The sequence below is a fragment of the Streptomyces sp. NPDC024632 genome, assembly GCF_055559175.1.
This window is the reverse complement of sequence record NZ_JBVHLD010000002.1, coordinates 747,624-770,475: the sequence shown is the minus strand read 5'-3', so window position 1 is coordinate 770,475 and position 22,852 is coordinate 747,624. Positions and strand designations below refer to the sequence as shown.

General features: G+C 71.9%; 19 protein-coding genes and 3 tRNA genes. 15 read left to right on the top strand and 7 right to left on the bottom strand.

The genetic code is table 11. From position 1 onward, the window contains the following. Positions 1-6 precede the first annotated feature (6 nt). Complete coding sequence (locus ACZ37P_RS06860; RefSeq protein WP_355336119.1) at positions 7-489, top strand: GbsR/MarR family transcriptional regulator; 483 nt, start codon at positions 7-9, stop codon at positions 487-489. A 31-nt stretch (positions 490-520) separates the two neighbouring features. On the opposite strand, the gene ACZ37P_RS06855 is transcribed toward ACZ37P_RS06860, so the two are convergent. Continuing rightward, a complete protein-coding gene (locus ACZ37P_RS06855) occupies positions 521-1,357 on the bottom strand; it encodes a diacylglycerol kinase family protein (RefSeq protein ID WP_467345205.1) in 837 nt (278 codons plus the stop codon). A gap of 143 nt (positions 1,358-1,500) precedes the next feature. Here ACZ37P_RS06855 and ACZ37P_RS06850 point away from each other — a divergent pair, with 143 nt between their 5' ends. Continuing rightward, positions 1,501-2,784: an adenylosuccinate synthase gene (locus ACZ37P_RS06850; protein WP_391130413.1), complete on the top strand. Its 1,284-nt coding sequence runs from the start codon at positions 1,501-1,503 to the stop codon at positions 2,782-2,784. A gap of 83 nt (positions 2,785-2,867) precedes the next feature. On the opposite strand, the gene ACZ37P_RS06845 is transcribed toward ACZ37P_RS06850, so the two are convergent. Further along, positions 2,868-4,610, bottom strand: coding sequence for a serine/threonine-protein kinase (locus ACZ37P_RS06845; RefSeq protein ID WP_467345203.1), 1,743 nt, complete (start codon positions 4,608-4,610; stop codon positions 2,868-2,870). Positions 4,611-4,854: 244 nt separating this feature from the next. Here ACZ37P_RS06845 and ACZ37P_RS06840 point away from each other — a divergent pair, with 244 nt between their 5' ends. After that, on the top strand, positions 4,855-5,541 hold the full coding sequence (locus tag ACZ37P_RS06840) for a GntR family transcriptional regulator (protein WP_401314282.1): 687 nt from the start codon (positions 4,855-4,857) through the stop codon (positions 5,539-5,541). A gap of 53 nt (positions 5,542-5,594) precedes the next feature. Further along, positions 5,595-6,245, top strand: a complete 651-nt coding sequence (locus ACZ37P_RS06835; protein ID WP_188284155.1) for a hypothetical protein — start codon at positions 5,595-5,597, stop codon at positions 6,243-6,245. 107 nt (positions 6,246-6,352) lie between these two features. Here ACZ37P_RS06835 and ACZ37P_RS06830 read toward each other — a convergent pair whose 3' ends face one another. After that, on the bottom strand, positions 6,353-7,099 hold the full coding sequence (locus ACZ37P_RS06830) for an SLATT domain-containing protein (RefSeq protein ID WP_467345202.1): 747 nt from the start codon (positions 7,097-7,099) through the stop codon (positions 6,353-6,355). A gap of 236 nt (positions 7,100-7,335) precedes the next feature. On the opposite strand from ACZ37P_RS06830, the gene purD reads away from it, so the two are divergent. The 4 genes from purD (at position 7,336) to ACZ37P_RS06810 (ending at position 13,653) form a co-directional block, all read left to right on the top strand. Next, positions 7,336-8,583, top strand: a complete 1,248-nt coding sequence (purD, locus tag ACZ37P_RS06825) for a phosphoribosylamine--glycine ligase (protein WP_355336130.1) — start codon at positions 7,336-7,338, stop codon at positions 8,581-8,583. Between the two features lie 195 nt (positions 8,584-8,778). Continuing rightward, positions 8,779-10,590, top strand: coding sequence for a hypothetical protein (locus tag ACZ37P_RS06820; RefSeq protein WP_355336132.1), 1,812 nt, complete (start codon positions 8,779-8,781; stop codon positions 10,588-10,590). Between the two features lie 520 nt (positions 10,591-11,110). Beyond that, positions 11,111-12,595, top strand: coding sequence for a N,N-dimethylformamidase beta subunit family domain-containing protein (locus ACZ37P_RS06815; protein WP_391042664.1), 1,485 nt, complete (start codon positions 11,111-11,113; stop codon positions 12,593-12,595). A 155-nt stretch (positions 12,596-12,750) separates the two neighbouring features. Next, the gene (locus tag ACZ37P_RS06810; protein WP_401850845.1) at positions 12,751-13,653 is read left to right on the top strand and encodes a phosphoribosylaminoimidazolesuccinocarboxamide synthase; all 903 of its coding nucleotides are present in this window, start codon (positions 12,751-12,753) and stop codon (positions 13,651-13,653) included. Positions 13,654-13,719: 66 nt separating this feature from the next. Here ACZ37P_RS06810 and ACZ37P_RS06805 read toward each other — a convergent pair. From ACZ37P_RS06805 to ACZ37P_RS06790, 4 genes are all read right to left on the bottom strand, one after another. Then, positions 13,720-13,795: transfer RNA gene (locus ACZ37P_RS06805), tRNA-Gly, on the bottom strand. A 156-nt stretch (positions 13,796-13,951) separates the two neighbouring features. Beyond that, positions 13,952-14,027: transfer RNA gene (locus tag ACZ37P_RS06800), tRNA-Gly, on the bottom strand. Between the two features lie 49 nt (positions 14,028-14,076). Beyond that, positions 14,077-14,148, bottom strand: a tRNA-Gly gene (locus tag ACZ37P_RS06795). Positions 14,149-14,289: 141 nt separating this feature from the next. Beyond that, complete coding sequence (locus tag ACZ37P_RS06790; protein WP_188284161.1) at positions 14,290-14,607, bottom strand: histone-like nucleoid-structuring protein Lsr2; 318 nt, start codon at positions 14,605-14,607, stop codon at positions 14,290-14,292. 403 nt (positions 14,608-15,010) lie between these two features. Between ACZ37P_RS06790 and purS the strand changes: the two genes are divergently transcribed. The 7 genes from purS to ACZ37P_RS06755 all read left to right on the top strand — a co-directional run bounded on the left by purS (position 15,011) and on the right by ACZ37P_RS06755 (position 22,811). After that, positions 15,011-15,256, top strand: coding sequence for a phosphoribosylformylglycinamidine synthase subunit PurS (gene purS, locus ACZ37P_RS06785; RefSeq protein WP_093716007.1), 246 nt, complete (start codon positions 15,011-15,013; stop codon positions 15,254-15,256). Beyond that, a complete protein-coding gene (gene purQ / locus ACZ37P_RS06780; RefSeq protein ID WP_355336137.1) occupies positions 15,253-15,933 on the top strand; it encodes a phosphoribosylformylglycinamidine synthase subunit PurQ in 681 nt (226 codons plus the stop codon). The genes purS and purQ overlap by 4 nt, the downstream gene beginning before the upstream one ends. Continuing rightward, positions 15,930-18,179 carry a phosphoribosylformylglycinamidine synthase subunit PurL gene (gene purL, locus ACZ37P_RS06775; protein WP_391130439.1) on the top strand — a complete coding sequence of 750 codons (2,250 nt, stop codon included), beginning with the start codon at positions 15,930-15,932 and terminating at the stop codon, positions 18,177-18,179. Before purQ ends, purL begins: the two co-directional genes overlap by 4 nt. A 276-nt stretch (positions 18,180-18,455) precedes the next feature. Next, the gene (locus ACZ37P_RS06770; protein WP_355336141.1) at positions 18,456-18,851 is read left to right on the top strand and encodes a hypothetical protein; all 396 of its coding nucleotides are present in this window, start codon (positions 18,456-18,458) and stop codon (positions 18,849-18,851) included. Between the two features lie 100 nt (positions 18,852-18,951). Next, positions 18,952-19,479 carry a DinB family protein gene (locus ACZ37P_RS06765; RefSeq protein WP_467345196.1) on the top strand — a complete coding sequence of 176 codons (528 nt, stop codon included), beginning with the start codon at positions 18,952-18,954 and terminating at the stop codon, positions 19,477-19,479. Positions 19,480-20,169: 690 nt separating this feature from the next. Then, positions 20,170-20,631: a hypothetical protein gene (locus ACZ37P_RS06760; protein ID WP_355336145.1), complete on the top strand. Its 462-nt coding sequence runs from the start codon at positions 20,170-20,172 to the stop codon at positions 20,629-20,631. Between the two features lie 245 nt (positions 20,632-20,876). Further along, the gene (locus ACZ37P_RS06755) at positions 20,877-22,811 is read left to right on the top strand and encodes a tetratricopeptide repeat protein (protein WP_467345195.1); all 1,935 of its coding nucleotides are present in this window, start codon (positions 20,877-20,879) and stop codon (positions 22,809-22,811) included. Positions 22,812-22,852 lie beyond the last annotated feature (41 nt).

Genomic DNA, 22,852 nt, shown 5'->3' with positions numbered 1-22,852 from the left:
GCGGCCATGGCGGACCCGCGGGACGAGGAGAGACCTGCGGAGGTGCTGACCTTCATCGAGCGCTTCGCCGCCGAGATGGTCGAGGCCGGAATGCAGCGGATGGCAGCCCGGGTCTTCTCCGCGCTGCTCGTGTCCGAGAACGGCGCGCTCAGCTCCGCCGAGCTGAGCGAAAGGCTCCAGGTCAGCCCGGCCGCGGTCTCCGGCGCCGTGCGCTACCTCGCCCAGGTCGGGATGGTGCACCGCGAGCGCGACCCCGGCTCGCGCCGCGAGCTGTACCGGGTGCACCACGACCAGTGGTACGAGACGTTCACCAGCCGCAGCGGCGTCCTCGCCCGCTGGGAGAACACCTTGCGCACCGGAATAGACACCGTCGGCGAGGAGACGGACGCGGGTCAGCGGCTCGCCGAGACCGCCGCCTTCTTCGACTTCCTGCAAAGGGAGCTCGGCGCGATGATGGACCGCTGGCGGGAGCACAAGGCCACGATGTGACGCGCGGCCCGCTGAAACGCTCCTGCCGCCCTCAGCGCGGCACCGTCAGCCGCCACGCCGACCGCTCCACCGTCCACGTACGGCTGCGCACCGGCCCGGTGACGGCGGAGTCCGCGCGGTAGCGGAAGTCCCGGCCCGAGACGGTGATGGTCCGCGCCTGCGCGCGTACGTGCTCCGCGCCCTCCGTACGGCGGACGAAGACCTCCGCCACGCCCGACGGCGAGGTGCGGACCGAGATCTCCTGCACCGGCTGGTCCAGATCGGCCAGCAGCACACCGTCGGCCTCCACGCGCAGCCGTTGCCGCGGCTGCTGACCGTTGACCGGGATCGGCGCGGTGAGGGTGCGGACCAGGGAGCGGGCGGTCTTCTCGACCGGCGTCCACCAGTGCGCGGCGGTCTGCGAGACCGGGGTGCCGCACGGGATGCTCAGCGTGCCGAGCACGATCCCGCCGCTCTCGTCGACCAGCAGGTCGAGCTCCCGCTCGACGCCGTCGAGCACCGCCCGCGCCGCCGCCAGCACCTGGCCCGGCACCCCGAGGCCGCGGGCCAGCGCGGACCGCGGCCCGATCGGCACCAGCGCGACCGGCGCCACCCCGAGCGTGCGGTCGCGGTGCAGCGCGCGCACCATCCGCAGCAGCGCCGCGTCGTCGCCGAGCACCACAGGGTGACGGCGACCGCGGTGCGCCAGCGCGCGCTCCGCCTCCTCCGCGGAATCCGGGACGCAAACTTTTACGGAGTACGCGCCCGCGCACAGGACATCTTTGGCGATCCGCACGGATTCGCCGTCGACCGCGCGTGCCGCGGGGTCGATGACCAGGAGCAGGGGGTGCCCCCGGTCGGAGTCCGGGGGAGGATGCCCAGGAGACACGGCCGACACCTTGGTCCTTCCTCAGGTAAAATCTCGGTGCAAGAGCCCCTTGCGCCTTTGCGTCAGGGGCTTCGTCTATTCCGGGGCAGGTTCGACGGCTCTCTGCACGTTGGACATGCCCCGCCCGGAAGGGGTGTACGCCTGTGCCCGCACTTGTGCTGCTCGGTGCTCAGTGGGGTGACGAGGGCAAGGGGAAGGCCACCGACCTGCTCGGTGGCTCCGTGGACTATGTGGTGCGATACCAGGGCGGCAACAACGCCGGCCACACGGTCGTCGTCGGCGACCAGAAGTACGCACTGCATCTCCTCCCCTCCGGAATCCTGTCACCGGGGTGCACCCCGGTCATTGGGAACGGTGTCGTCGTCGACCCGGCGGTCCTGCTCTCCGAGCTGAGCGGGCTGAACGAGCGCGGTGTCGACACGTCCAAGCTCCTGATCAGCGGTAACGCGCACCTGATCACGCCGTATCACCAGACCATCGACAAGGTGACGGAGCGGTTCCTCGGCAACCGCAAGATCGGCACCACCGGGCGCGGCATCGGCCCGGCCTACGCCGACAAGATCAACCGGGTGGGCATCCGCATCCAGGACCTGTTCGACGAATCGATCCTCCAGCAGAAGGTCGACGCGGCGCTCAGCGAGAAGAACCAGGTGCTGGTCAAGCTCTTCAACCGGCGCGCGATCAGCACCGACCAGGTCGTCGAGGAGTACCTCGGCTACGCGGAGCAGATCAGGAGCTACGTCGCCGACACGACCCTGATCCTCAACAACGCGCTCGACGAGGGCAAGGTCGTCCTGATGGAGGGTGGCCAGGGCACGCTCCTCGACGTCGACCACGGCACGTACCCCTTCGTCACGTCGTCCAACCCGACGTCCGGCGGCGCCTGCACCGGCAGCGGTATCGGCCCCACGAAGATCAGCCGGGTGATCGGCATCCTCAAGGCCTACACCACGCGTGTGGGCTCCGGACCGTTCCCCACCGAGCTGTTCGACGCGGACGGCGAGCGACTGCGCACCGTGGGCCACGAGTTCGGCGTCACCACCGGGCGCAACCGGCGCTGCGGCTGGTTCGACGCGGTCATCGCCCGTTACGCGACCCGGGTCAACGGCCTCACCGACTTCTTCCTCACCAAGCTGGACATCCTCACCGGCTGGGAGCAGATCCCGGTCTGCGTCGCGTACGAGATCGACGGCCGCCGGGTCGAGGAACTGCCCTACAGCCAGTCCGACTTCCACCACGCCAAGCCGGTCTACGAGTACCTGCCCGGCTGGACGGAGGACATCAGCAAGGCAAAGTCGCTCTCCGACCTGCCGAAGAACGCGCAGGCGTACGTGAAGGCGCTGGAGGAGATGTCGGGCGCCCCGATCTCCGCGATCGGCGTCGGCCCCGGCCGTACCGAGACGATCGAGATCAACTCGTTCCTCTAGAACGGCCCCAGGCCCCAGGCCCCGGTTCCACAGGTAAGCCCCGCCCACCCAGGTGAGCGGGGCTTACCTGTGTCCGTACGCGGTCACTGGTCGACCTTGGTGTACGTCAGCGGCGCCTTGCTCGTGTCGAGGTTGTCGCGGCGCAGATGGGTGTCGTCCACCAGGGTGAGCGTGGTGCCGTCGCCGGGGCTGCACGAGGACGCGGGCGTCCCCGTCACCACCTGCGACGGGCTCAACTCGACCGGCGGGCCCACCGAGACGACGTGCATGGACCAGAAGCAGGCGTAGGAGGCGCTGTCGCCCGACAGTTCCACGGAGCCGTCCGCCTTCACCGTCAGCGTCCGGGTGTTGTCGCCCGCGTCGTCACTGGTGAAGGAGGTCCGCCAGGTGCCGACCATGCCGCTGGGCACCGCCGCGTTCGCGGGGTCCGCCTGGCCCGGCGACGTCCGCGCGGGACCCGAGACCGGCGGGGACGTCGGACCGGTGGGTGTGCTCACACCGGGGTCCGGATCGGCCGTGTTCTTCGTGCCCCCCTGGCCCGCGATGTACGCCGTCACGCCGCCCGCGACGACCACCAGGGCGACGATCGCCGCGATCAGCGGCCCGCGCCGCGTCTTGCGCGGCCCGCCCGCGTCCGGCCCTGCCGCCTGCGGTTGCGTGTACGTCGGCGGGGGCGGCGTCGGACCGGCCGGTGCCGCACCGGCCGGGGGCGCGTACGAGCCGTAGGTCGGTGAGTACGCGGTCGGCGGCGGTTGCCTGACCGGGGTCGCGCCGTCGGTGCGCGCGCCGGTGCCCGAGAGGTGGCCGGGGTCCGCCCGTGTCGGCGTGGGGGCGCCCGGTCCGTCCGCGGCCACGACCCCCACGTCCAGCTCCGTGGGCGTGGGGGACTCCGCCGCCGCCTCCACCTCCAACAGCCGCACCGCGTGCCGTCCGAGCTGCGCCACGATCGCGCCGGACAGCCACGGCTCGGCGGTCGAGTCCTGCGCCGCGCTGTCGTCGCTCCCGCCGTCCGCCTCGCCCAGCCGCTCCAGCACCCGCGCCAGCGAGGGCCGCTCCTCGGGCTCCTTCACCAGACAGGCGGCCACCAACTCGCGCAACCCGTCGGGCACTTCGTCCAGGTCGGGCGGCTCCTGCACGATCCGGAACATCTGGGCGTGCACACCGCTGGCCGCCGCGCCGAACGGCTGGAGACCGGTCGACGCGTAGGCCAGCACCGAGCCGAGGCAGAAGATGTCGCAGGCGGGCGTCACCCGGTCGCCGCGCACCTGCTCGGGCGACATGAAACCGGGGGAGCCCACCATGGCGCCGGTATAGGTGAGGGAGCCGCCGTCGACGACCGTCTCCAGGGCGCGCGCGATCCCGAAGTCGATCACCCGCGGACCGTCGATGGTGATCATCACGTTCGAGGGTTTGAGATCGCGGTGCACCAGACCGGCGGCGTGGATGTCGCGCAGCGCGTGCGCGAGCCCGGAGGCGAGCACCCGCACCGAACGCTCCGGCAGCGGACCGTACTCCTTGACCACCTGGCTGAGCGAGGGCCCCGCCACATAACCGGTCGCCACCCACGGGACCTCGGCCTCGGTGTCGGCGTCCAGCACCGGCGCCGTCCACTTCCCGCCCACCCGGCGCGCGGCCTGCACCTCACGGCGGAAACGGGTGCGGAACTCCTCCTGGGACGCCAGTTCGTCGCGGACCAGCTTCACCGCCACCGTGCGCCCGCGCTCGGAACGCGCCAGGTAGACGATGCCCATCCCGCCCACCCCGAGCCTGCCCAGGAGGCGGTACGCGCCGATCGACCGCGGATCGCCGGACCTCAGCTCGTCCATCGTCGCTCTTCCCCGTCCCGCTCCGCACTGTGCGGCTCCGTCCCGGCACCGCGCTGCCGCCCACCCGTACGGCGAAGAATAAGCGTATGAACGGCAGGGGGTCAGAGGTGTTCCCCGTTCCGCTCGCCGCGCATACGCGTACGGGCTTCGCATATCGTGTGCGGCAGTCACCCGCGCGTACGAACGTACGAATCACCGGAGTACGTGGGCGCGCGCGACGCACAAGGACGACGAAGGAGACGGCATGCCGGACGGCGGCGTATCGCCTGTGCGGCGCAGCAGTCTGCGCCAGCAGATCGCCGACGCCCTGCGCGACGAGGTGCTGACCGGACGGCTCCAGGCCGGCCGCCACTTCACCGTCAAGGAGATCGCCGAGCTGTACGGCGTCTCCGCGACCCCCGTCCGCGAGGCCCTGGTCGACCTCGCGGCACAGGGACTGCTCGAAGTCGAGCAGCACCGCGGCTTCCAGGTCCGCCGTTTCACCGCGCAGGACTTCCGCACCCTCACCGAAGCGCGGCTCTTCGTCGTCGAGGCGTCCTTCCGGCGGATGGCCGAGGTCGGCATGGGCGACGTGCCGCCCGACGCCATCGCGTCCGTGCGGCGCCGCGCCGAAGCCGCCGCCCGCGCCGCCCGCTCCGGTGTCCTCGACATCCTCATCGGCTGCGACCTGCGCTTCTGGCGCGAGTTGACCGCCCTCGGCGGCAACCCGCACATCTGCGAATTCCTCGACCGCATGCGCACCCAGACCTGGATCTACGCCGTCCCCCACCTGCGCGCCCTGCACGACACCGCCGGGGTCTGCTGGTCCGACCACGTCGCCCTCGTGGACGCCGTCGCCGCACGCGACACCGCGACCGCCCGGCAGCTCACCCTGGAGCACAGCGACCACACCAGCGCCCTCATCGAAAAGCTCGTCCCCGCCCGGCCATGACGCGACCGGCACGGGCGTTTTAGGCTGTACGCCCCCGACCGGATGGAGTGTTCGTGGCCTGCGACTTGTGGCTGGTGCCCCTCGTGGACGTGCTCTGCCACAGCCCGGAAAACCCCTTCTCCGAGGAACTCGCCCGATACGACAAGGCGTTGAACGACGCCGGACAGCCGCCCGTCCCCGTCTACAACTACATGCCGGGGCTGTCGGGCGACGTCGGCCCGATCGCGTGCTTCGACTACGACGCCCTGCACTTCCTGCGCCGCGCCTATCTGCTCAGCCTCCAGGGGCTCGAGGTCACCCCGGTCGACGCCCTCGGCGGCGACTACGAACAGCTCCTGGAGATGTTCGAGGCCACCGCCCAGCGGTCGCACCTGGTCTGGCACTACGACCACGCGGGCGCGTACGTCCCCCTCGACTTCCCCCAGCCCGTCGTCAACGACGAACTCCTCGAAGGCGGCGGCCCCCTCGGCTCCAGTCACGGGCTGCTGCGCGAACTCGAATTCGTGGCCCCCGTCATCGGCATCGACCCCGCCAACCCGCCGCTGCCGCCCGCGCCGCCCGAACACCACACCACTCTTGAGGAGCCGGCCGTCTCACCGGTCGTGGGCAACGGGCCGTTCGCGCGGGAACACCACGTGTGGCTCGGCCTGCACGCGGCGGCGACGCGGAGCCTGGGCCAGGGCTCGATGATCGTCTTCAGCTAATCGCACCGGGCTCCTTGGCGAGCCGCACCGGGCTCCTTGGTGAGCCGCACCGCGCTGCCTGGCGAGCCGCACCCGGCCACCCCGGCCACTTGACGAGCCGCCCCCGGCTACCTCGGGCTCTCCGGCGGCCGTTGGCGCGGCATGTTGGGGCGCGTGCTCGGGTGCGCCAGGCGCGGACCCGGCGGCGGCTCCTGGCGGCTCGGCCACCAGGCGGCGGACTGGGTGCGCAGCGGAGCGCCGGAGGTGTGGCCGCCGAATTCGACGATCCAGTCGGACGTCTCCATTCGGACGAGGTCGGCCAGGTCGTCGCAGAAGCGGCGCAGGATGGCCAGACAGCGTTCCGCGGCCTCGGCGGCGGTGCCCTCGGTGGGGCCGAGGACCTCGCGGACGCTCTCGGAGGCCCAGTCGAAGCGCAGGGACTCCAGGCGGCGCTGGACGGCCTGGGCGGTGGCGACGTCGCGCATCCACCCCGAGGTCAGGCCGAAGAGGCGGTCGGTGCCGAGGCAGACACCCGCCAGGAGCAGCGCGAGATAGCCCCAGCTCGCGCTGGTGTCCGCGGTGCCGGTCAGCTCCACCAGCGGCAGGGCGGCGCCGGCGGTGCCGAAGAGCACGGCGCCCAGACGCAGGGCGCGGGCGGCGCGGCGCTTGCGGATACGGTCGTCGAGGTACCAGTCGGCGGTGCGCAGGGCGCCCGTCTCGGCCCAGCGGTACAGCTCCGCCAGGCGTTCCGCGGGCTCGCCCCAGTCGCCGAGCGGGAACGGCAGCGCCCGCAGGTCCTCGTGCTGATGGTGCAGCGCCCGCCGCTGAGGCTCGTCCCGAGGTGCTTCCTCGGGAAACATGTCCGGCTGGCTCACTGCACGCTCCCTCGTATGGCCCCAAGGGCCCCTCGTGGACCTCATATGCGGCTTTCGGCACCGGATGTCCGGCCCGGTGGTGAAGCACTCTTCTTACCGCCGAACGGCTGAGCGCGGGGTAGCGATCTCCGGATATCCGCCCATACGGGCAGCGTGATCAGGTATAGGCCGATGAATGCGGTCGCTCGAAAGAGTGAGGGCGGCCCGCCGCCCCGCGGCCCACTACCCTGGTGCGCGTGAAGGTCCTTGTCATCGGCGGCGGCGCCCGCGAACACGCCCTGTGCCGCTCCCTCTCGCTCGACCCCGACGTCACCTCGCTGCACTGCGCGCCCGGCAACGCCGGAATCGGCGAGGTCGCCGAGCTGCACCAGGTCGACGCCCTCGACGGCGCGGCCGTCGCAGAACTCGCCGTCTCCCTCGGCGCCGACTTCGTGATCGTGGGGCCCGAGGCCCCGCTGGTCGCCGGGGTCGCCGACGCGGTACGGGCCAGCGGCATCGACTGCTTCGGCCCGTCGGCGCGGGCCGCGGAGCTGGAGGGCTCCAAGGCGTTCGCCAAGGACGTGATGGCGGCGGCCGGGGTGCCGACCGCGCGCAGTTACGTCTGCACGACGGCCGACGAGGTCGACGTGGCGCTCGACGCCTTCGGCGCGCCCTATGTCGTCAAGGACGACGGGCTCGCGGCGGGCAAGGGCGTGGTCGTCACCGGCGACCTGGCCACCGCCCGCGCGCACGCGCTGAGCTGCGACCGGGTGGTCATCGAGGAGTTCCTCGACGGCCCCGAGGTGTCGCTGTTCGCGGTCACCGACGGCGAGACGGTCGTACCGCTCCAGCCCGCGCAGGACTTCAAGCGGGCGCTGGACGACGACGAGGGCCCCAACACCGGCGGTATGGGCGCCTATTCGCCGCTGCCGTGGGCCGACCCCAAGCTCGTCGACGAGGTCGAGCGGACCGTGCTCCAGCCGACCGTGGACGAGCTGCGCCGCCGCGGCACGCCCTTCGCGGGCCTGCTCTACGCCGGTCTCGCCATCACCTCGCGCGGTGTGCGGGTCATCGAGTTCAACGCGCGCTTCGGCGACCCCGAGACGCAGGTCGTACTCGCCCGGCTCAAGACGCCGCTGGCCGGACTGCTGCGGGCCGCGGCCACCGGGCAGCTCGCCGCCTTCCCGCGGCTGCGCTGGAGCGACGGCGCGGCGGTGACCGTGGTCATCGCCTCGTACAACTACCCGGACACCCCGCGCACCGGCGACCCGATCTCCGGGCTCGCGGACGTCGCCGAGAAGGACGAGCACGCGTACGTCCTGCACGCGGGCACCCGGGAGGACGACGGGCGGATCGTCAGCGCGGGCGGCCGGGTGCTGTCGGTCACCGCGACCGGTTCCGACCTCGCCAAGGCCCGTGACCGGGCCTACCGCGCGGTCGACCGGATCGGTCTGGACGGTGGCCACCACCGTACGGACATCGCCGCGAAAGCGGCCGGTCTCTGACCAAAGCCACTCCAAGGAGTGATGACTCGGCCATAAGGCTGACTCCTTCCCGGCGCCGAACTAGGGTGCCCCGAAAGCGCACTGCGGGACATTGCGGCAATCAGCCGTACGGCCATTGCGATGTCCGTGGGCGGTGCGACAGTGGGGGGAGGCCGCCATCGGGGCGGTCACCACAGCGCAGGGGGTGAGTCGCCGATGGCCGGAGAAGCAGGTGAGGCGGTCGCGCGCTCCCGTGCCCTGGCGGTGCTCCGGGTCCGGGGCGCCGCGCTCGGCGCGGCCCTGCTGCCCGCCGCCGTCGCCGTCGTCCTGCACGCGGGCGGCGCGACCGGCCGGATCGGCTCGCGCTGGGACGGTGTGCGCTGGGGGATGACCGGTGGCGCGCTCGTGGTGCTGCTGGTCGCGGCGGCCGTCGCGGCGGTGATCGTACGGGCCAGGCCCGCGGTCAGTCCCGCGGTGCCGGTGGCCGAGACCGCCGCGCCCGACCTCTACCGGATGGTCCGCGACCTGGCGGAGCGGATGGAGGTGCCCGCGCCGTCGGCGATAGAGCTGACGCCGGACTGCGACAGCTGGCTGGAGGAGCGCAGGGCCGACCGGCCCGCGGGCCGCAAGGCCAGGAAGGCCGCCAGGGAAGAGGGCAGGCGGACCGCGCCCGTGCTGGTGATCGGCTCGCCCTTCATGTGGTGGATGCGGATCGCGGAACTGCGCGCGCTGCTCGCGCCCGTGGTCGCGGGCACGGGACCCGCCGCCGATCCGGAGATAGCGGCCGCCCGCCGCTTCGTGCGCGGCCTCGACGCGGCGGCCGGAGTCGCCGCGCACGGCCGCGAGGGCACTGTGCTGCTGCGACCGGTCTTCGGCGTCCTCGGCTGGACGGTCCGGCTGCTGCTGAACGGCTGCCGTGTCCATGTCGCCGAGATGGAGCGGGGCGTCGCCGCCTCCGCCTCCGAGCGCGCGCAGGCCGTCGACTACGGGCTGCGGATCGTCGCCCAGGAACAGGTGGGCCTGGCCTACGCGGGCTGGGACCGGCTGCTCACCCGCGTCGCGCTGCCCGCCTGGCGGATGGGCCGCTGGCCGTCCCGGCTGGACGCCGGGGTGGTCGCCGCGCTCACCGAGCTGTCCCGGCGCGACCGGCTCGCCGACGGCTTCGAGACCCGGCTGGGCGAACGCCCGGCCTGCGATCTCCTGGAGGAGCCCGGCGCGATGGACGAGGCCGTCTCGCTGCTGGCCGCCCGGCTCTTCCACGCGGGCCCGCAGCGGCCCGGCCCCGACTGGGCGCCGGTGAGCTGGAACGGCTATCCGGACGAGGTCGTCGACCGCATCTGGCGCACCGAGGCCGCCCGGTTGATACGCGTCCTGGACGAGGTGCCGCCGCCGGAGCCCGGCATCGCCGCCGCGGCCGAGGAAGAGGACGAGGGACCGGCCGCGATCGGCGGCGGGCGCCGCAGCGGCCTGCTCCTCGGCGACCGGGCCATGACCGGGCCGACCGCCGCCGCCCGCACCTCGGCGGCGGAACGGGCCGCCGCCGCGCTCGCCGACGAGCCGGGCCGCGCCACCCTCACCCGCGTCATCGACCGGCTCTCGCGCGGCGGCAGCGAGGAGCTGGCCGCCAGGATCGGCGCGCTCGCCGCCCGCGACGAGGCGGCCCGGCACGCCGCGACGGCCGAGAACGCCAAGGGCGGCGGCGGAACCGGCGGCGGAAACGGGGGCGGAACCGGCGGCGGTACGGAGGAAACCCCCGTGCCCGTCTCCCCGTTGCTGCCGCCCCGCACCGGCCGTGAGCTGCTGACCGATCACGTCACCGCCGTCGTCTGCTGCGCCGCCGTGGACACCGCGGGCGCCGACGCGGGCCTGGACTGGCTGGACGGCCCCACGCTGCTCGTCGGCGGCGCCCGCCGGGCCGATCTGACCTGGCCGGTGCTCCGCCTGGTCGAGAACGGCGACGCGGCACCGCTGCGCTCCTGGCTCAGGGCCGTCGGCGTCCGCCCCGACAAGCCGATCCGGCTGGTGTGATCAACCGACGTATTGCGCCGTCGTGATCGACGGGCGTGACCCGACGTCGTGATCGACCGACGTGACGCGCCGTCGTGACCAACCGACGTGACGCGCCGTCATGATCAACCAATGTGACAAGCGCCACGTCGCCCCCGCGCGAGCGCCGTCCGGGGGCGACGCGTTTCGGCCACGACCGCACACCGCCCGGCACCGCCTCGCGCACCGCCCCGCGGCGCGCCACACGGCGCGGAACCCGCCCGGCTTCTGGCCCGTACCGCCCGCTCCCGACCGCTCGGAGCGCGCGGCGCGACCTCTTGACCTGGGTCATGTGACGTTCACCACACGCCGGTTGACCGAATCTGCTTCACTCGTCGCCCGATCCGTTCCGATAATTCACCACGAACGGTAACCGGTGCGGTGCTTTCTGTGATGTGCTGGGTATGTGCGCCGCACTATTGCACCGCATGGGTGAACCACGGGTGGAGCGGGGAACCGCGGGAGCCGGCGCGGCCGGGGATCGGGTGAGGGAGGGGCTTCGATGAGTACGGACCAGATCCGACGGTGGGAGTCCGGAGCGCATGCCCACGGGGTCTCCGACCCCTTCGGCCAGGGCCCGCTGCCCTGGCTGCGCGGCGCCTCCCAGTACCTGGACGACGACGGCCAGGTCGTCCCCTGGTACGTCGACCTGGCCGTGAGCAGCGGCGACGCCGCGCACCGCCCGCGCTTCCCCGGACCGCGTACCGCCGACGACGTACGCCGTCAGATCAAGGGCTTCGCCTCCGCGGGATCCGTCGTGCCCGGCGAGGCCATCGACTTCCGGATCACCGTGGACCCGCCGCAGGAGTTCACGGTCGACGTCTACCGGATCGGCCACTACGGCGGCGACGGCGCCGCGAAGATGTCCGCGAGCCCCCGGCTGTCCGGCATCGTCCAGCCCGCGCCGCTGGCCGCCGGAAGGACGGTTTCCTGCCACCACTGGTGGCAGTCCTGGCGGTTGCAGATCCCCACGTACTGGAACACCGGCGCGTACGTGGCCGTCCTCACCACCGCCGACGGCTACCGCAGCCACGTCCCCTTCACCGTCCGCGCCACCCACGAGGCGGACCTGCTCCTGCTGATGCCCGACGTGACGTGGCAGGCGTACAACCTCTACCCCGAGGACGGCAGGACCGGCGCCAGCCTGTACCACGCGTGGGACGAGAAGGGGCAGCTCCTCGGCGAGGAACAGGCCGCCACCACCGTCTCCTTCGACCGCCCCTACGCGGGAGCCGGGCTCCCGCTGCACATCGGCCACGCCTACGACTTCGTACGCTTCGCCGAGCGCTACGGCTACGACCTCGCGTACGCCGACGCCCGCGACCTGCACGCGGGCCGTATCGACCCCACGCGCTACCGCGGCCTGGTCTTCCCCGGCCATGACGAGTACTGGTCCAAGCCGATGCGCCGGGCCGCCGAGACCGCGCGCGACGCGGGCACCTCGCTGGTCTTCCTGTCGGCCAACACCATGTACTGGCAGGTCGAGCTGGCCGCGTCCCCGGCCGGGGACGCGGACCGGCTGCTGAGCTGCCGCAAGCGCCGCGGCGACAACAAGGGCCGCACCGCGCTCTGGCGCGACCTCGGCGAGCCGGAACAGCTCGTGCTCGGCGTGCAGTACGCGGGCCGCGTCCCCCAGCCGTCGCCGCTCGTCGTCCGCAACGCCGAGCACTGGCTGTGGGAGGCCACCGGCGCCACCGAGGGCGACGAGATCGACGGCCTGGTCGCGGGCGAGGCCGACCGCTACTACCCGCGCGCCCCGCTGCCCGAGAGCATCGAGCGCATCCTGCTGGCCCACTCGCCGTACGAGTCCACCGACGGCCGCCGCTGCCACCAGGAGACCTCGCTCTACCAGGCCCCCAGCGGCGCGTACGTCTTCGCCTCCGGCACCTTCGCCTGGTCCCCGGCGCTCGACCGCCCCAACCACGTCGACCCGCGCGTCCAGCGCGCCACCGCCAACCTCCTCGACCGCATCTGCAAGCACGACTGAGGGGTGGGTCCGCCGGTGGCCGGCGCGCCGGAGGCGGCGCGCCGGGTCCAAGCCGTCGGAGGCGAGCGGGCGGCGAAAGGAGGAGCCCCCGCGCGCTCCAGCTGTCCCGATAAGCGAGAATCGGGAGCTGAACCGCCGAGTGGGGAGGACGACCCGTGTCCGGATTCGTCGAGAAACCCGAGCCTGTCCAGGTGCCGGGACTGGTACATCTGCACACCGGCAAGGTGCGCGATCTGTACCAGAACGCGGAGGGCGACCTGGTGATGGTCGCCAGCGACCGCACCTCCGTCTACGACTGGGTGCTGCCCACCGAGATCCCCGACAAGGGCCGGATTCTCACGCAGCTCTCGCTGTGGTGGTTCGACCTGCTCGCCGACATCGTGCCCAACCACGTGATCTCCACCGAGCTGCCCGAGGGCGCCCCCGCGCAGTGGGCGGGCCGCACCATGGTGTGCCGTTCGCTGCGCATGGTGCCGGTCGAGTGCGTCGCACGCGGCTATCTGACCGGCTCCGGCCTGGTCGAGTACAACCGGGACCGTACGGTGTGCGGCCTCGCGCTCCCCGAGGGCCTGGTGGACGGCTCCGAGCTGCCCGCGCCGATCTTCACCCCCGCCACCAAGGCCGAGGTCGGTGAGCACGACGAGAACGTGTCGTACGAGGAGGTCGCCCGCGAGGTCGGCGCCGAGACCGCGACGCTGCTCCGGCAGACCACGCTGGCCGTCTACGGCAGGGCCCGCGACATCGCGCGCGAGCGGGGCATCATCCTGGCCGACACGAAGTTCGAGTTCGGTTACGACGAACAGGGCACGCTGGTCATCGCCGACGAGGTGCTGACCCCCGACTCGTCCCGCTTCTGGCCGGCCGACCTGTGGGAGCCGGGCCACGCGCAGCCGTCCTTCGACAAGCAGTTCGTCCGCGACCACCTCACCGACCCGGCGCTGGGCTGGGACCGCAACGGCGAGGAGCCGCCGCCCGGCCTGCCCGCCGAGGTCGTCGAGCAGTCCCGCGCCCGCTACGTGGAGGCGTACGAGCGCCTCACCGGCACCGCCTGGTCGTAGCACCCCGGCGCGGAAGCGGAGAGACGACGAAGGCCCCGGTCGTGGTGACCGGGGCCTTCGCGATGCTGGAGCGGACGACGAGATTCGAACTCGCGACCCTCACCTTGGCAAGGTGATGCTCTACCAACTGAGCCACGTCCGCAGGCCGTGCAGACACTGTACCCGATCGGACGCGGCCATTAGAAACCGATATATCCCGCCGCCCCGTGACGCGCCGAGCGGACGCCCGGCGACGCGCCGAGCGGACGCCCGGGTACGACGAAGGCCCCGGTCGTGGTGACCGGGGCCTTCGTGACGCTGGAGCGGACGACGAGATTCGAACTCGCGACCCTCACCTTGGCAAGGTGATGCTCTACCAACTGAGCCACGTCCGCATTGCTGCGGCCACTCTACCCGATCCATAGGACCGGCCGGAGCGACCAGAGCGGGCGACAGGAATTGCACACTGCCCCTCCCCCCTGGAAGGGGGGCGCTCTGCTACTGAGCTACACCCGCGTGACCTCCGCTGACCTGGCCTTTTCGGCCCTGCCCTCGGCGTGCTCCACACACTAGCGGAAGGGTGGGGGTGGCTGTCCAGTCGGCACCACCGCCCCCGCCCGTTCGCCCGGCGGTTGTCAGTGAGTTGTCGCGGAACCGTCAACTGGCCTTGTTGAACGCTTCGTAGACCTTCTTGGGGATGCGCCCGCGGGCCGGGACCTCGAAGCCGTTCGACTGCGCCCAAGCGCGGACGGTGGCCGGGGTCGGGGCGATCGGCGTGCGCTTGTAGGCGCGGCCCGAAAGGGTGCGGCGGCGGCCGGCCTCCACGTAAGGAGCCAGGTCATTGCGCAGCTTGTCCGCGTTCTGGGACGAGAGGTCGATCTCGTACCACTGACCGTCGACGCCGAATGCGATGGTTTCCGCCGCTTCTCCGCCGTCCAGGTCGTCGGCGAGGGTGACCAGTACGCGTTGCGCCATAGGGATGTGGTCCTTTCGTACGCCATCGGCCTTGCCGGGGCCCGGCGATCGCACGCGGCCCGTGTGTCGTGGCGGTCGCGAGCGGGAACGGTCGCGACCGGACGCAGGGCCCCGGTGTCACGGGTGGGCCGACAAGTCGAGTGTCGACAAGTTTTCATTTGTACGATGCCACGAAATGGGCACCGCGTGATACATCGTGACACCTGTTAATTCCCCCGGGTGCCGCTTCGTAATCGGGACCCTATGTTTCACCTACGGGTTTCCCCAAGCATTTCGGCGGCCGATACATAAACGTGATCAGTGATCTAGGGGTGCGCTAGGGGTCGCGTTCATATCTACTCGCGTAGATTTTCGCACCGGGTACGCTGAGAGAACCTCACGCACCACACCACCGGGAGTGCAAGTGGCACGCGTCGTAGTCGACGTCATGCTCAAGCCGGAGATCCTCGACCCCCAGGGCCAGGCGGTGCAGCGAGCACTGCCGCGCCTGGGCTTCGACGGGATCTCCGACGTCCGCCAGGGAAAGCGCTTTGAACTAGAGGTCGAGGGGCCGGTCGACGACGCCGCCCTCGCCCGCATTCGCGAGATGGCGGAAACCTTTCTCGCGAACACCGTGATCGAGGACTTCGCCGTAAAGGTGGAGTCGTGACTGCGCGCGTTGGCGTCGTCACATTCCCCGGCACGCTCGACGACCGTGACACACAGCGCGCCGTCCGGGTCGCGGGCGCCGAAGCCGTACCGCTGTGGCACCGTGACAAGGATCTCCAGCAGGTCGACGCGGTGGTTCTGCCGGGCGGCTTCTCGTACGGCGACTATCTGCGGGCCGGCGCGATCTCGCGTTTCTCGCCGGTGATGGAAACGATCATCGAACAGGCGAAGGCCGGAATGCCGGTTCTCGGCATCTGCAATGGGTTCCAGGTGCTCACCGAGTCGCATCTGCTGCCAGGCGCGATGCTGCGCAACAACCACCTCCACTTCGTCTGCCGCGACCAGAAGCTGCGGGTCGAGACCAGCGCCACCGCCTGGACGTCGCAGTACGCGGACGGCCAGGAGATCTCCATCCCGCTGAAGAACATCGACGGCCGCTACACCGCCGCCGAGCGGGTGCTGGACGAACTGGAAGCCGAGGGCCGGGTGGTCTTCCGCTATCTGGACGGCAATCCGAACGGGTCGCTCCGTGACATCGCGGGCATCAGCAATGCCGCGGGCAATGTCGTCGGCCTCATGCCGCACCCCGAGCACGCCGTCGAGCCGCTGATCGGCACCGGCCGCACCGACGGCCTCGGATTCTTCACCTCGGTCCTGAAGAAGTTGGTCTCCGCATGACCCTCGATACCGTCAAGCACGCCGCCGAGACGCCCGAGGCCGGGCAGCCGTGGAAGGAACTCGGCCTCAAGGAGGACGAGTACGCCCGGATCCGCGAGATCCTGGGCCGCCGCCCGACCGGCGCGGAACTGGCGATGTACTCGGTCATGTGGTCGGAGCACTGCTCGTACAAGTCGAGCAAGGTGCACCTGAAGCAGTTCGGCGAGAAGGCCCCGCAGACCGACGCGCTGCTCGTCGGCATCGGTGAGAACGCGGGCGTCGTGGACGTCGGCCAGGGCTACGCCGTCACCTTCAAGATCGAGTCGCACAACCACCCGTCGTACATCGAGCCCTACCAGGGCGCGGCCACCGGCGTCGGCGGCATCGTCCGCGACATCCTCGCGATGGGCGCGCGGCCGGTCGCCGTGATGGACCCGCTGCGGTTCGGCGCGGCCGACCACCCCGACACCCGGCGCGTCCTGCCCGGCATCGTCTCGGGCGTCGGCGGCTACGGAAACTGCCTCGGCCTGCCCAACATCGGCGGCGAGGTCGTCTTCGACCCCTGCTACCAGGGCAATCCGCTGGTCAACGCGCTGTGCGTGGGCGTCATGAAGCACGAGGACATCCACCTCGCGCAGGCGTCGGGCCCCGGCAACAAGGTGATCCTGTACGGCGCCAGGACCGGCGGCGACGGCATCGGCGGCGTCTCGGTGCTGGCCAGCGAGACCTTCGACTCGACCGGCCCGTCCCGCCGCCCCGCCGTCCAGGTCGGCGACCCCTTCCAGGAGAAGCTGCTCATCGAGTGCACCCTGGAGATCTTCCGCGAGCAACTGGTCGCGGGCATCCAGGACCTCGGCGGCGCGGGCCTGTCCTGCGCCACCAGCGAGCTGGCCTCGGCCGGCTCCGGCGGCATGCGCGTCGAACTGGACACCGTGCCGCTGCGCGACGCGACGCTCTCGCCCGAGGAAATCCTCATGAGCGAGTCGCAGGAGCGCATGTGCGCGATCGTCGAGCCCGACAAGGTCGAGCGCTTCCTGGCGATCTGCGAGAAGTGGGACGTCATCGCCACCGTCATCGGTGAGGTGACCGAGGGCTCGCAACTGGAGATCTTCTGGCACGGCGAGCAGATCGTGGACGTGCCGCCGCGCTCGGTCGCGCACGACGGGCCGACGTACCACCGCCCGTACGCCCGGCCGGACTGGCAGGACGCGCTCCAGGCCGACGACGCGGGGAAGCTGCCGCGGCCCGGCACCTCCGCCGAACTGCGCGAGCAGGTGCTCAAGCTGGTCGGCTCGCCGAACCAGGCGTCCAAGGCGTGGGTCACCGACCAGTACGACCGCTTCGTGCAGGGCAACACGGTGCTGGCGCAGCCCGAGGACTCCGGCATGATCCGGATCGACGAGGAGACCGACCTCGGCGTGGCCATCGCCACCGACGGCAACGGCCGCTTCGCGAAGCTCGACCCGTACACGGGCGCGCAGTTGGCGCTCGCGGAGGCGTACCGCAATGTCGCCGCCTCCGGGGCCAAGCCGCTGGCCATCTCGGACTGCCTGAACTTCGGCTCGCCCGAGGACCCGGCCGTGATGTGGCAGTTCGCCGAGGCCACCCGCGGTCTCGCCGACGGCTGCCTCCAGCTCGGCACCCCGGTGACCGGCGGCAATGTGTCGCTGTACAACCAGACCGGCGACGTGGCGATCCACCCGACCCCGGTGGTCGCGGTGCTCGGCGTGATCGACGACGTCAACCGGCGTACGCCGATGGCCTTCAAGGACGAGGGCCACCTGATCTACCTGCTCGGTGACACCCGCGAGGAGTTCGGCGGCTCGGCCTGGTCGCAGGTCGTCCACGACCACCTCGGCGGTCTGCCGCCCGCCGTCGACCTGGACCGCGAGCGGCTGCTCGGCGAGATCCTGATCTCCGCGTCGCGCGACGGCATGATCGACGCCGCCCACGACCTCAGTGACGGCGGTCTCGTCCAGGCGGTCACCGAGTCCTGCCTGCGCGGCGGGCACGGCGCGCGGCTGGTCGTCCCGGACGGTCTGGACGCCTTCACGTTCCTGTTCTCCGAGTCCGCGGGCCGCGCCGTCGTCGCGGTGCCGCGCTCCGAGGAACTGCGCTTCACCGACATGTGCGGGGCGCGGGGGCTTCCGGCGGCGCGGATCGGCGTCATCGACGGCGACGAGATCGACGTGCAGGGGGAGTTCAGCATTCCGCTGGGCGAACTGCGCGCCGCGCACGAGGGGACGATTCCGGCGCTGCTCGCCTGAGCGTTCCGCTGATGTGACGGAAAAGTCCACCGGGTGCCCCGGCCGCGATGACGCGGCCGGGGCATCTGTGTGGTGTGGCGTGGACCGGCGATGGTCTTAACGGTGTGACGAACGGCTTGACGTCTTACGGGAATCGGGCGTCGTGGCAATTGCCGGAGGCGTCATAAGACGGCATGTGCCGGATCCACCCGTATGGCGGTGCTCGGGGCTGTGCGCCGTCACCCATGATCGTTTAGCGCGCTCGCACGTTGGCGCACGAAACGAGGGGAATGTGCAGTGATCACACGTAAGAACATCGCCGTGCTGCTGTCCGCCGCCGTGATGACGGCGGGTCTCGCCATGACCGGCGGGGCCTCGGCCACGGCCGCCGCCGCTCCGGCGAAGGAGAAGGTCAGGCCGGCCGCCGAGTGCGGTGTCCGGTCCGACGGCCGTCTGTACTGCGGCAACAAGGTCGGGGCCAGGGGCTTCGCGGACCGCTCCTACCGCTCGGCGACCCGCGGCACCCTGACCACCGGCTTCAACTGGTTCGTCTGCTGGGGCCACGGCGACCCGCACGCGGGCCAGAACGACATCTGGTACTGGACGCAGCTCGACAACGGCGCTTGGGGCAACGTCCCGGCCGTCGACCTCTACACCGGCCAGGACCCGGCGCCCGGCCTGCGGGAGTGCTGAGACCGTTCGCCACTCGGGGATGACCGCCGCCCGGTGCCGCGAGCACCGAGGTGCCGGGGGGCCGGGGGGCCGGGGTGCCGGGGGCCGGTCAGAATGGACCGTGAACTCAGAGCAGACCGAGACCCCCGACCCGCGCACCGGCCCGCCGACCACGGGCGGTGAGCGCGAGACGCTGCGCGGCTTCCTCGACTACCACCGCGAGACCCTCGCCATGAAGTGCGACGGCCTCACCGACGACGAATTGCGCCGCTGTTCCATGCCGCCGTCCACCCTCAGCCTGCTCGGGCTCGTCCGGCACATGGCCGAGGTCGAACGCGCCTGGTTCCGCCGGATCATCGACGGCGAGGACATCCCTCTCGTCTGGTCCGCCACCGGCGACTTCCAGGAGGCGTACGACGCCTCCGGCTCCACCCGCGACGAAGCCTTCTCCGCCTGGCACGCCGAGGTCGCCCACTCCCGCCGCATCGAGGGCGCCGCCCCCACCCTCGACCTCGTCGTCCACAACTCCCGCCACGACGAGGACGTTTCGCTCCGCCTGGTCATGCAGCACGTCATCCTCGAATACGCCCGTCACAACGGCCACGCCGATCTGCTCCGCGAGGCCATCGACGGCACCGTCGGCGCCTGACGGCGCCGTTCCGCGTGGGCGCGCTCACCCACCACGCTCCCGCAGGTCACCAGCCGCCCCGGCGGGGCAGTTCGGTTGTGCCCGGACCACCGACCGGTGGGGGCTCGCCGCGCAGTTCCCCGCGCCCCTGAAATGCCCCGCCTTGCGCAAGGCCAGCGACCCTCGTCCTCATCCGCGAGGGCCTGTGCGGGCGGTGAGCCGATCCTTTTAGAGGTGCGGGGCTGTGTTTGATGTGCGGCTGCCGCCGCGTGGGCGCGCTCACCCGCGACGCTCCCGCAGGTCACCAGCCCCCCCCCGGCGGGGCAGTTCGGTTGTGCCCGGACCACCGGCCGGTGGTGGGTTGCTCGCGCAGTTCCTCCCCCAGCCTTCGGCCGGGAGGTGCCCCCAGCGCCCCTGACGGGGCGGACTGTCTTTCGTCCGGGCGGTGAGCCGATTTTTTAAGGGGCGCGGGGAACTGCGCGACCAGCCACGGGGTTGGTGCGCCTTTGAGAACCGGCCTCCGTGGGGCAGATGCGGTTGTTTTCGGGCTGGCGGCCCGGCGGGGGTGGGTCGCGGCCCCTGGCGGGGCACGTCGTGGGTGAGGGCGGCGGAGGGGGCGGAGTTCACGGGGCCGCCCGCCGCGCCCCGGTGGTGCCGCCGCTTTCGGTGCGGCGGCACGGGAGTTGGGGCTACCGTCGAAGAGTGACCGGTGTGGAGATTGCGATCGGGTACGTGTGCGCGTGGCTGGTGGCCAAGGCGCGGCGGGTGGCGGGGCGGGCGGACGCGGAGGTGGACCGGGGTCTGGACGCCGGAATGGACCGGCTGCACACGCTGGTCTCCGGTGCGCTGGGGGAGGACCCGGCGCTGGAACGGGCGGCACGGGAGGCGGACGCCGGGGAGGTGTCCGCCAGGACGCGCCGTCGTCTGACCGACGCGCTGGACGAAGCGGTCGAGCAGGACGGGGAGTTGGCGGAGGCGCTGCGCCGCGTCGTTGACGAGGTACGGGCGTTGACGCCCGCCACGGCCTCGGCGGAAGGCGACGGCGTCGCCATCGGGGGAAACGTCGAGATCCGCGCGGACGGCGGCTCGGCCGCCGCCGTACGGATGGGTGACGTGACGATCGGAAACCCCCCGGCGCCGGACCCTCAGGTGCCGGGTCCGCCACAGGGCTGAGCGCACCCGGCGCTCCACCCGAAGAGCCCACGAGGACGCCAACGGCCGTCACGATAACGGCCGTTGACGGTTCCGTCGCGGCCCACACCGTCCACGGCGGACTCCACCAGCACCACCACCCGCCCCCGCGCCCGCCCGCCGCCTGGCCCGTACAGATCGGCGTCGTCCCGCGCGAGGCGGACTGCTTCCAGGACCGCGCGGCCGTCGGCGCCCTGGACGCGGCGCTCACCGACGCCGGTACGGCCGTGGTCGGCCAGGTCCTCACCGGCATGGGCGGCGTGGGCAAGACCCAACTCGCCGCGCGGCACGCCCGGGACGCGTGGCGGTCCGGCCGCCTCGACCTGCTGGTGTGGGTCACGGCGACCAGCCGCCAGACGGTGGTGGACGGCCTCGCGGAGGCCGCGCAGACGCTGCTCGGGGCGGACCGCGAGGACCCCGAACGCGCCGCCCGCGCCTTCCTGGCGTGGCTTGAGCCCAAACCCGCCCCGGAAGCGCCGCGTTGGCTCGTCGTCCTGGACGACGTCACCGACCCCGCCGACCTCACCGGCCTGTGGCCGCCCGACAGCCCCACCGGCCGTACGGTCGTCACCACCCGCAGCCGCGACGCCGCCCTCACCGGCCGGGGCCGTAGACAGGTCACCGTCGGCGTCTTCACCGAAGAGGAGAGCGAGGGCTATCTGACCACCGCCCTCGCCGCCCACGACCGCGAGCCGCTGCGCGAACTCATGGCGCTGGGAAGCGCATTGGGCTGGCTGCCGCTCGCCATGTCCCAGGCCACGGCGTACGTCGTGGACGCCGGAATCACCTGCGCGACCTACCGCGCCCGCCTCGCCGACCGCGCCCAGCGCCTCGCCGACCTGCGCCCCACCGCCCTGCCCGACGACCAGACCACCGGCGTCGCCGCCGCCTGGACCCTGTCGCTCGACCGCGCCGACCACCACGCCCCGGTCGGCCTCGCCCGCCCCATGCTCCAACTCGCCTCGATGCTCGACCCCAACGGCATCCCCGAGGCCGTCCTCACCGGCGCCCCGGCGCTCAACTGGCTTGCCCAAGAAGCCCCTTCCCAGGACACGGTCTCCTCCGACGACGCCGTCCGCACCCTCCGCGTCCTCCACCGCCTCAGCCTCCTCGACCACAGCCCCCGTACCCCGCACCGCGCCGTCCGCGTCCACCGCCTCGTCCAGCGCGCGGTGCGCGACACCTTGACCGAGGCGGAACAGGACGCGCTGGCGCGAGTGGCCGCCGACGGGTTGGTGGAAGCCTGGCCCGAGGTCGAGCGGGACACCGAACTGGCGCAGTCGCTGCGGGCGAACACGGCCGCCGTGATCGGGGTCGCGGAGAAGGCGCTGTACGAGCCCGCGTCGCACGTCGTGCTGCACCGCTACGGCAGGTCGCTGGGAATGGCGGGCCAAGTCTCCGATGCCATCGCCTACTACGCGAACGTCGTACGCGTGTCGCACACGCTTTTGGGCCCCGCCCACCGGCACACCTTGTTCAACCGTGCCGTCCTCGCCAACTGGTACGGGCGGGCGGGGGACGCTGCGGGCACCGTCGCCGCGTTGACGGACGTCCTCAACGACATGGAGCACCTGCTGGGACCCGGCCATCCGTACACGCACCTTGTCCGTCCCCTTCTCGCGCTGTGGCAACGCGCGGCAGGAGACGGTACGGCCGCCGCCGCGCTCGGGGAGTGGCTGGAGAGCCCGCATCTGAAGGTGAGCCCCGACGATCCACTCACGTTCGCCGTCCGCAGCGACCTCGCTCACCAGGAAGGCGGCACAGGCGATCCGTCCTCGGCCGTCGCGACGTACGTCGAACTCCTGGCGGACGCCACGCGGGTGCTCGGCCCCGATCACGATCAGACGCTCGCCATCCGTGGGCACCTCGCCGAATGGCAGGGCAGAGCGGGTGCTCCCTCCGGTGCCGTGGCCGCGTACGAGGCGCTGTACGAGGACTACGCGCGGGTCCTCGGCCCCGAGCATCCGCACACCTTCCTCCTCCGTGCCAGGCTTGCCAACTGGCTCGGCGTGGACAGCAGCGCCGCCGCCGCTGTCACCGCTCTCACGTCGGTGCTGGACGACATGGCCAAGGTGCTCGACCCCGAGCATCGCGACCTCCTTCTCGTACGCGAGCGGCTGGCCCACTGGCGAGCGAAGTCCGCCACTGACCGGACGCGTTGAAGCACCCGCTCCCGCCCCCTCTAGAACGTGCTGTGAAGTCC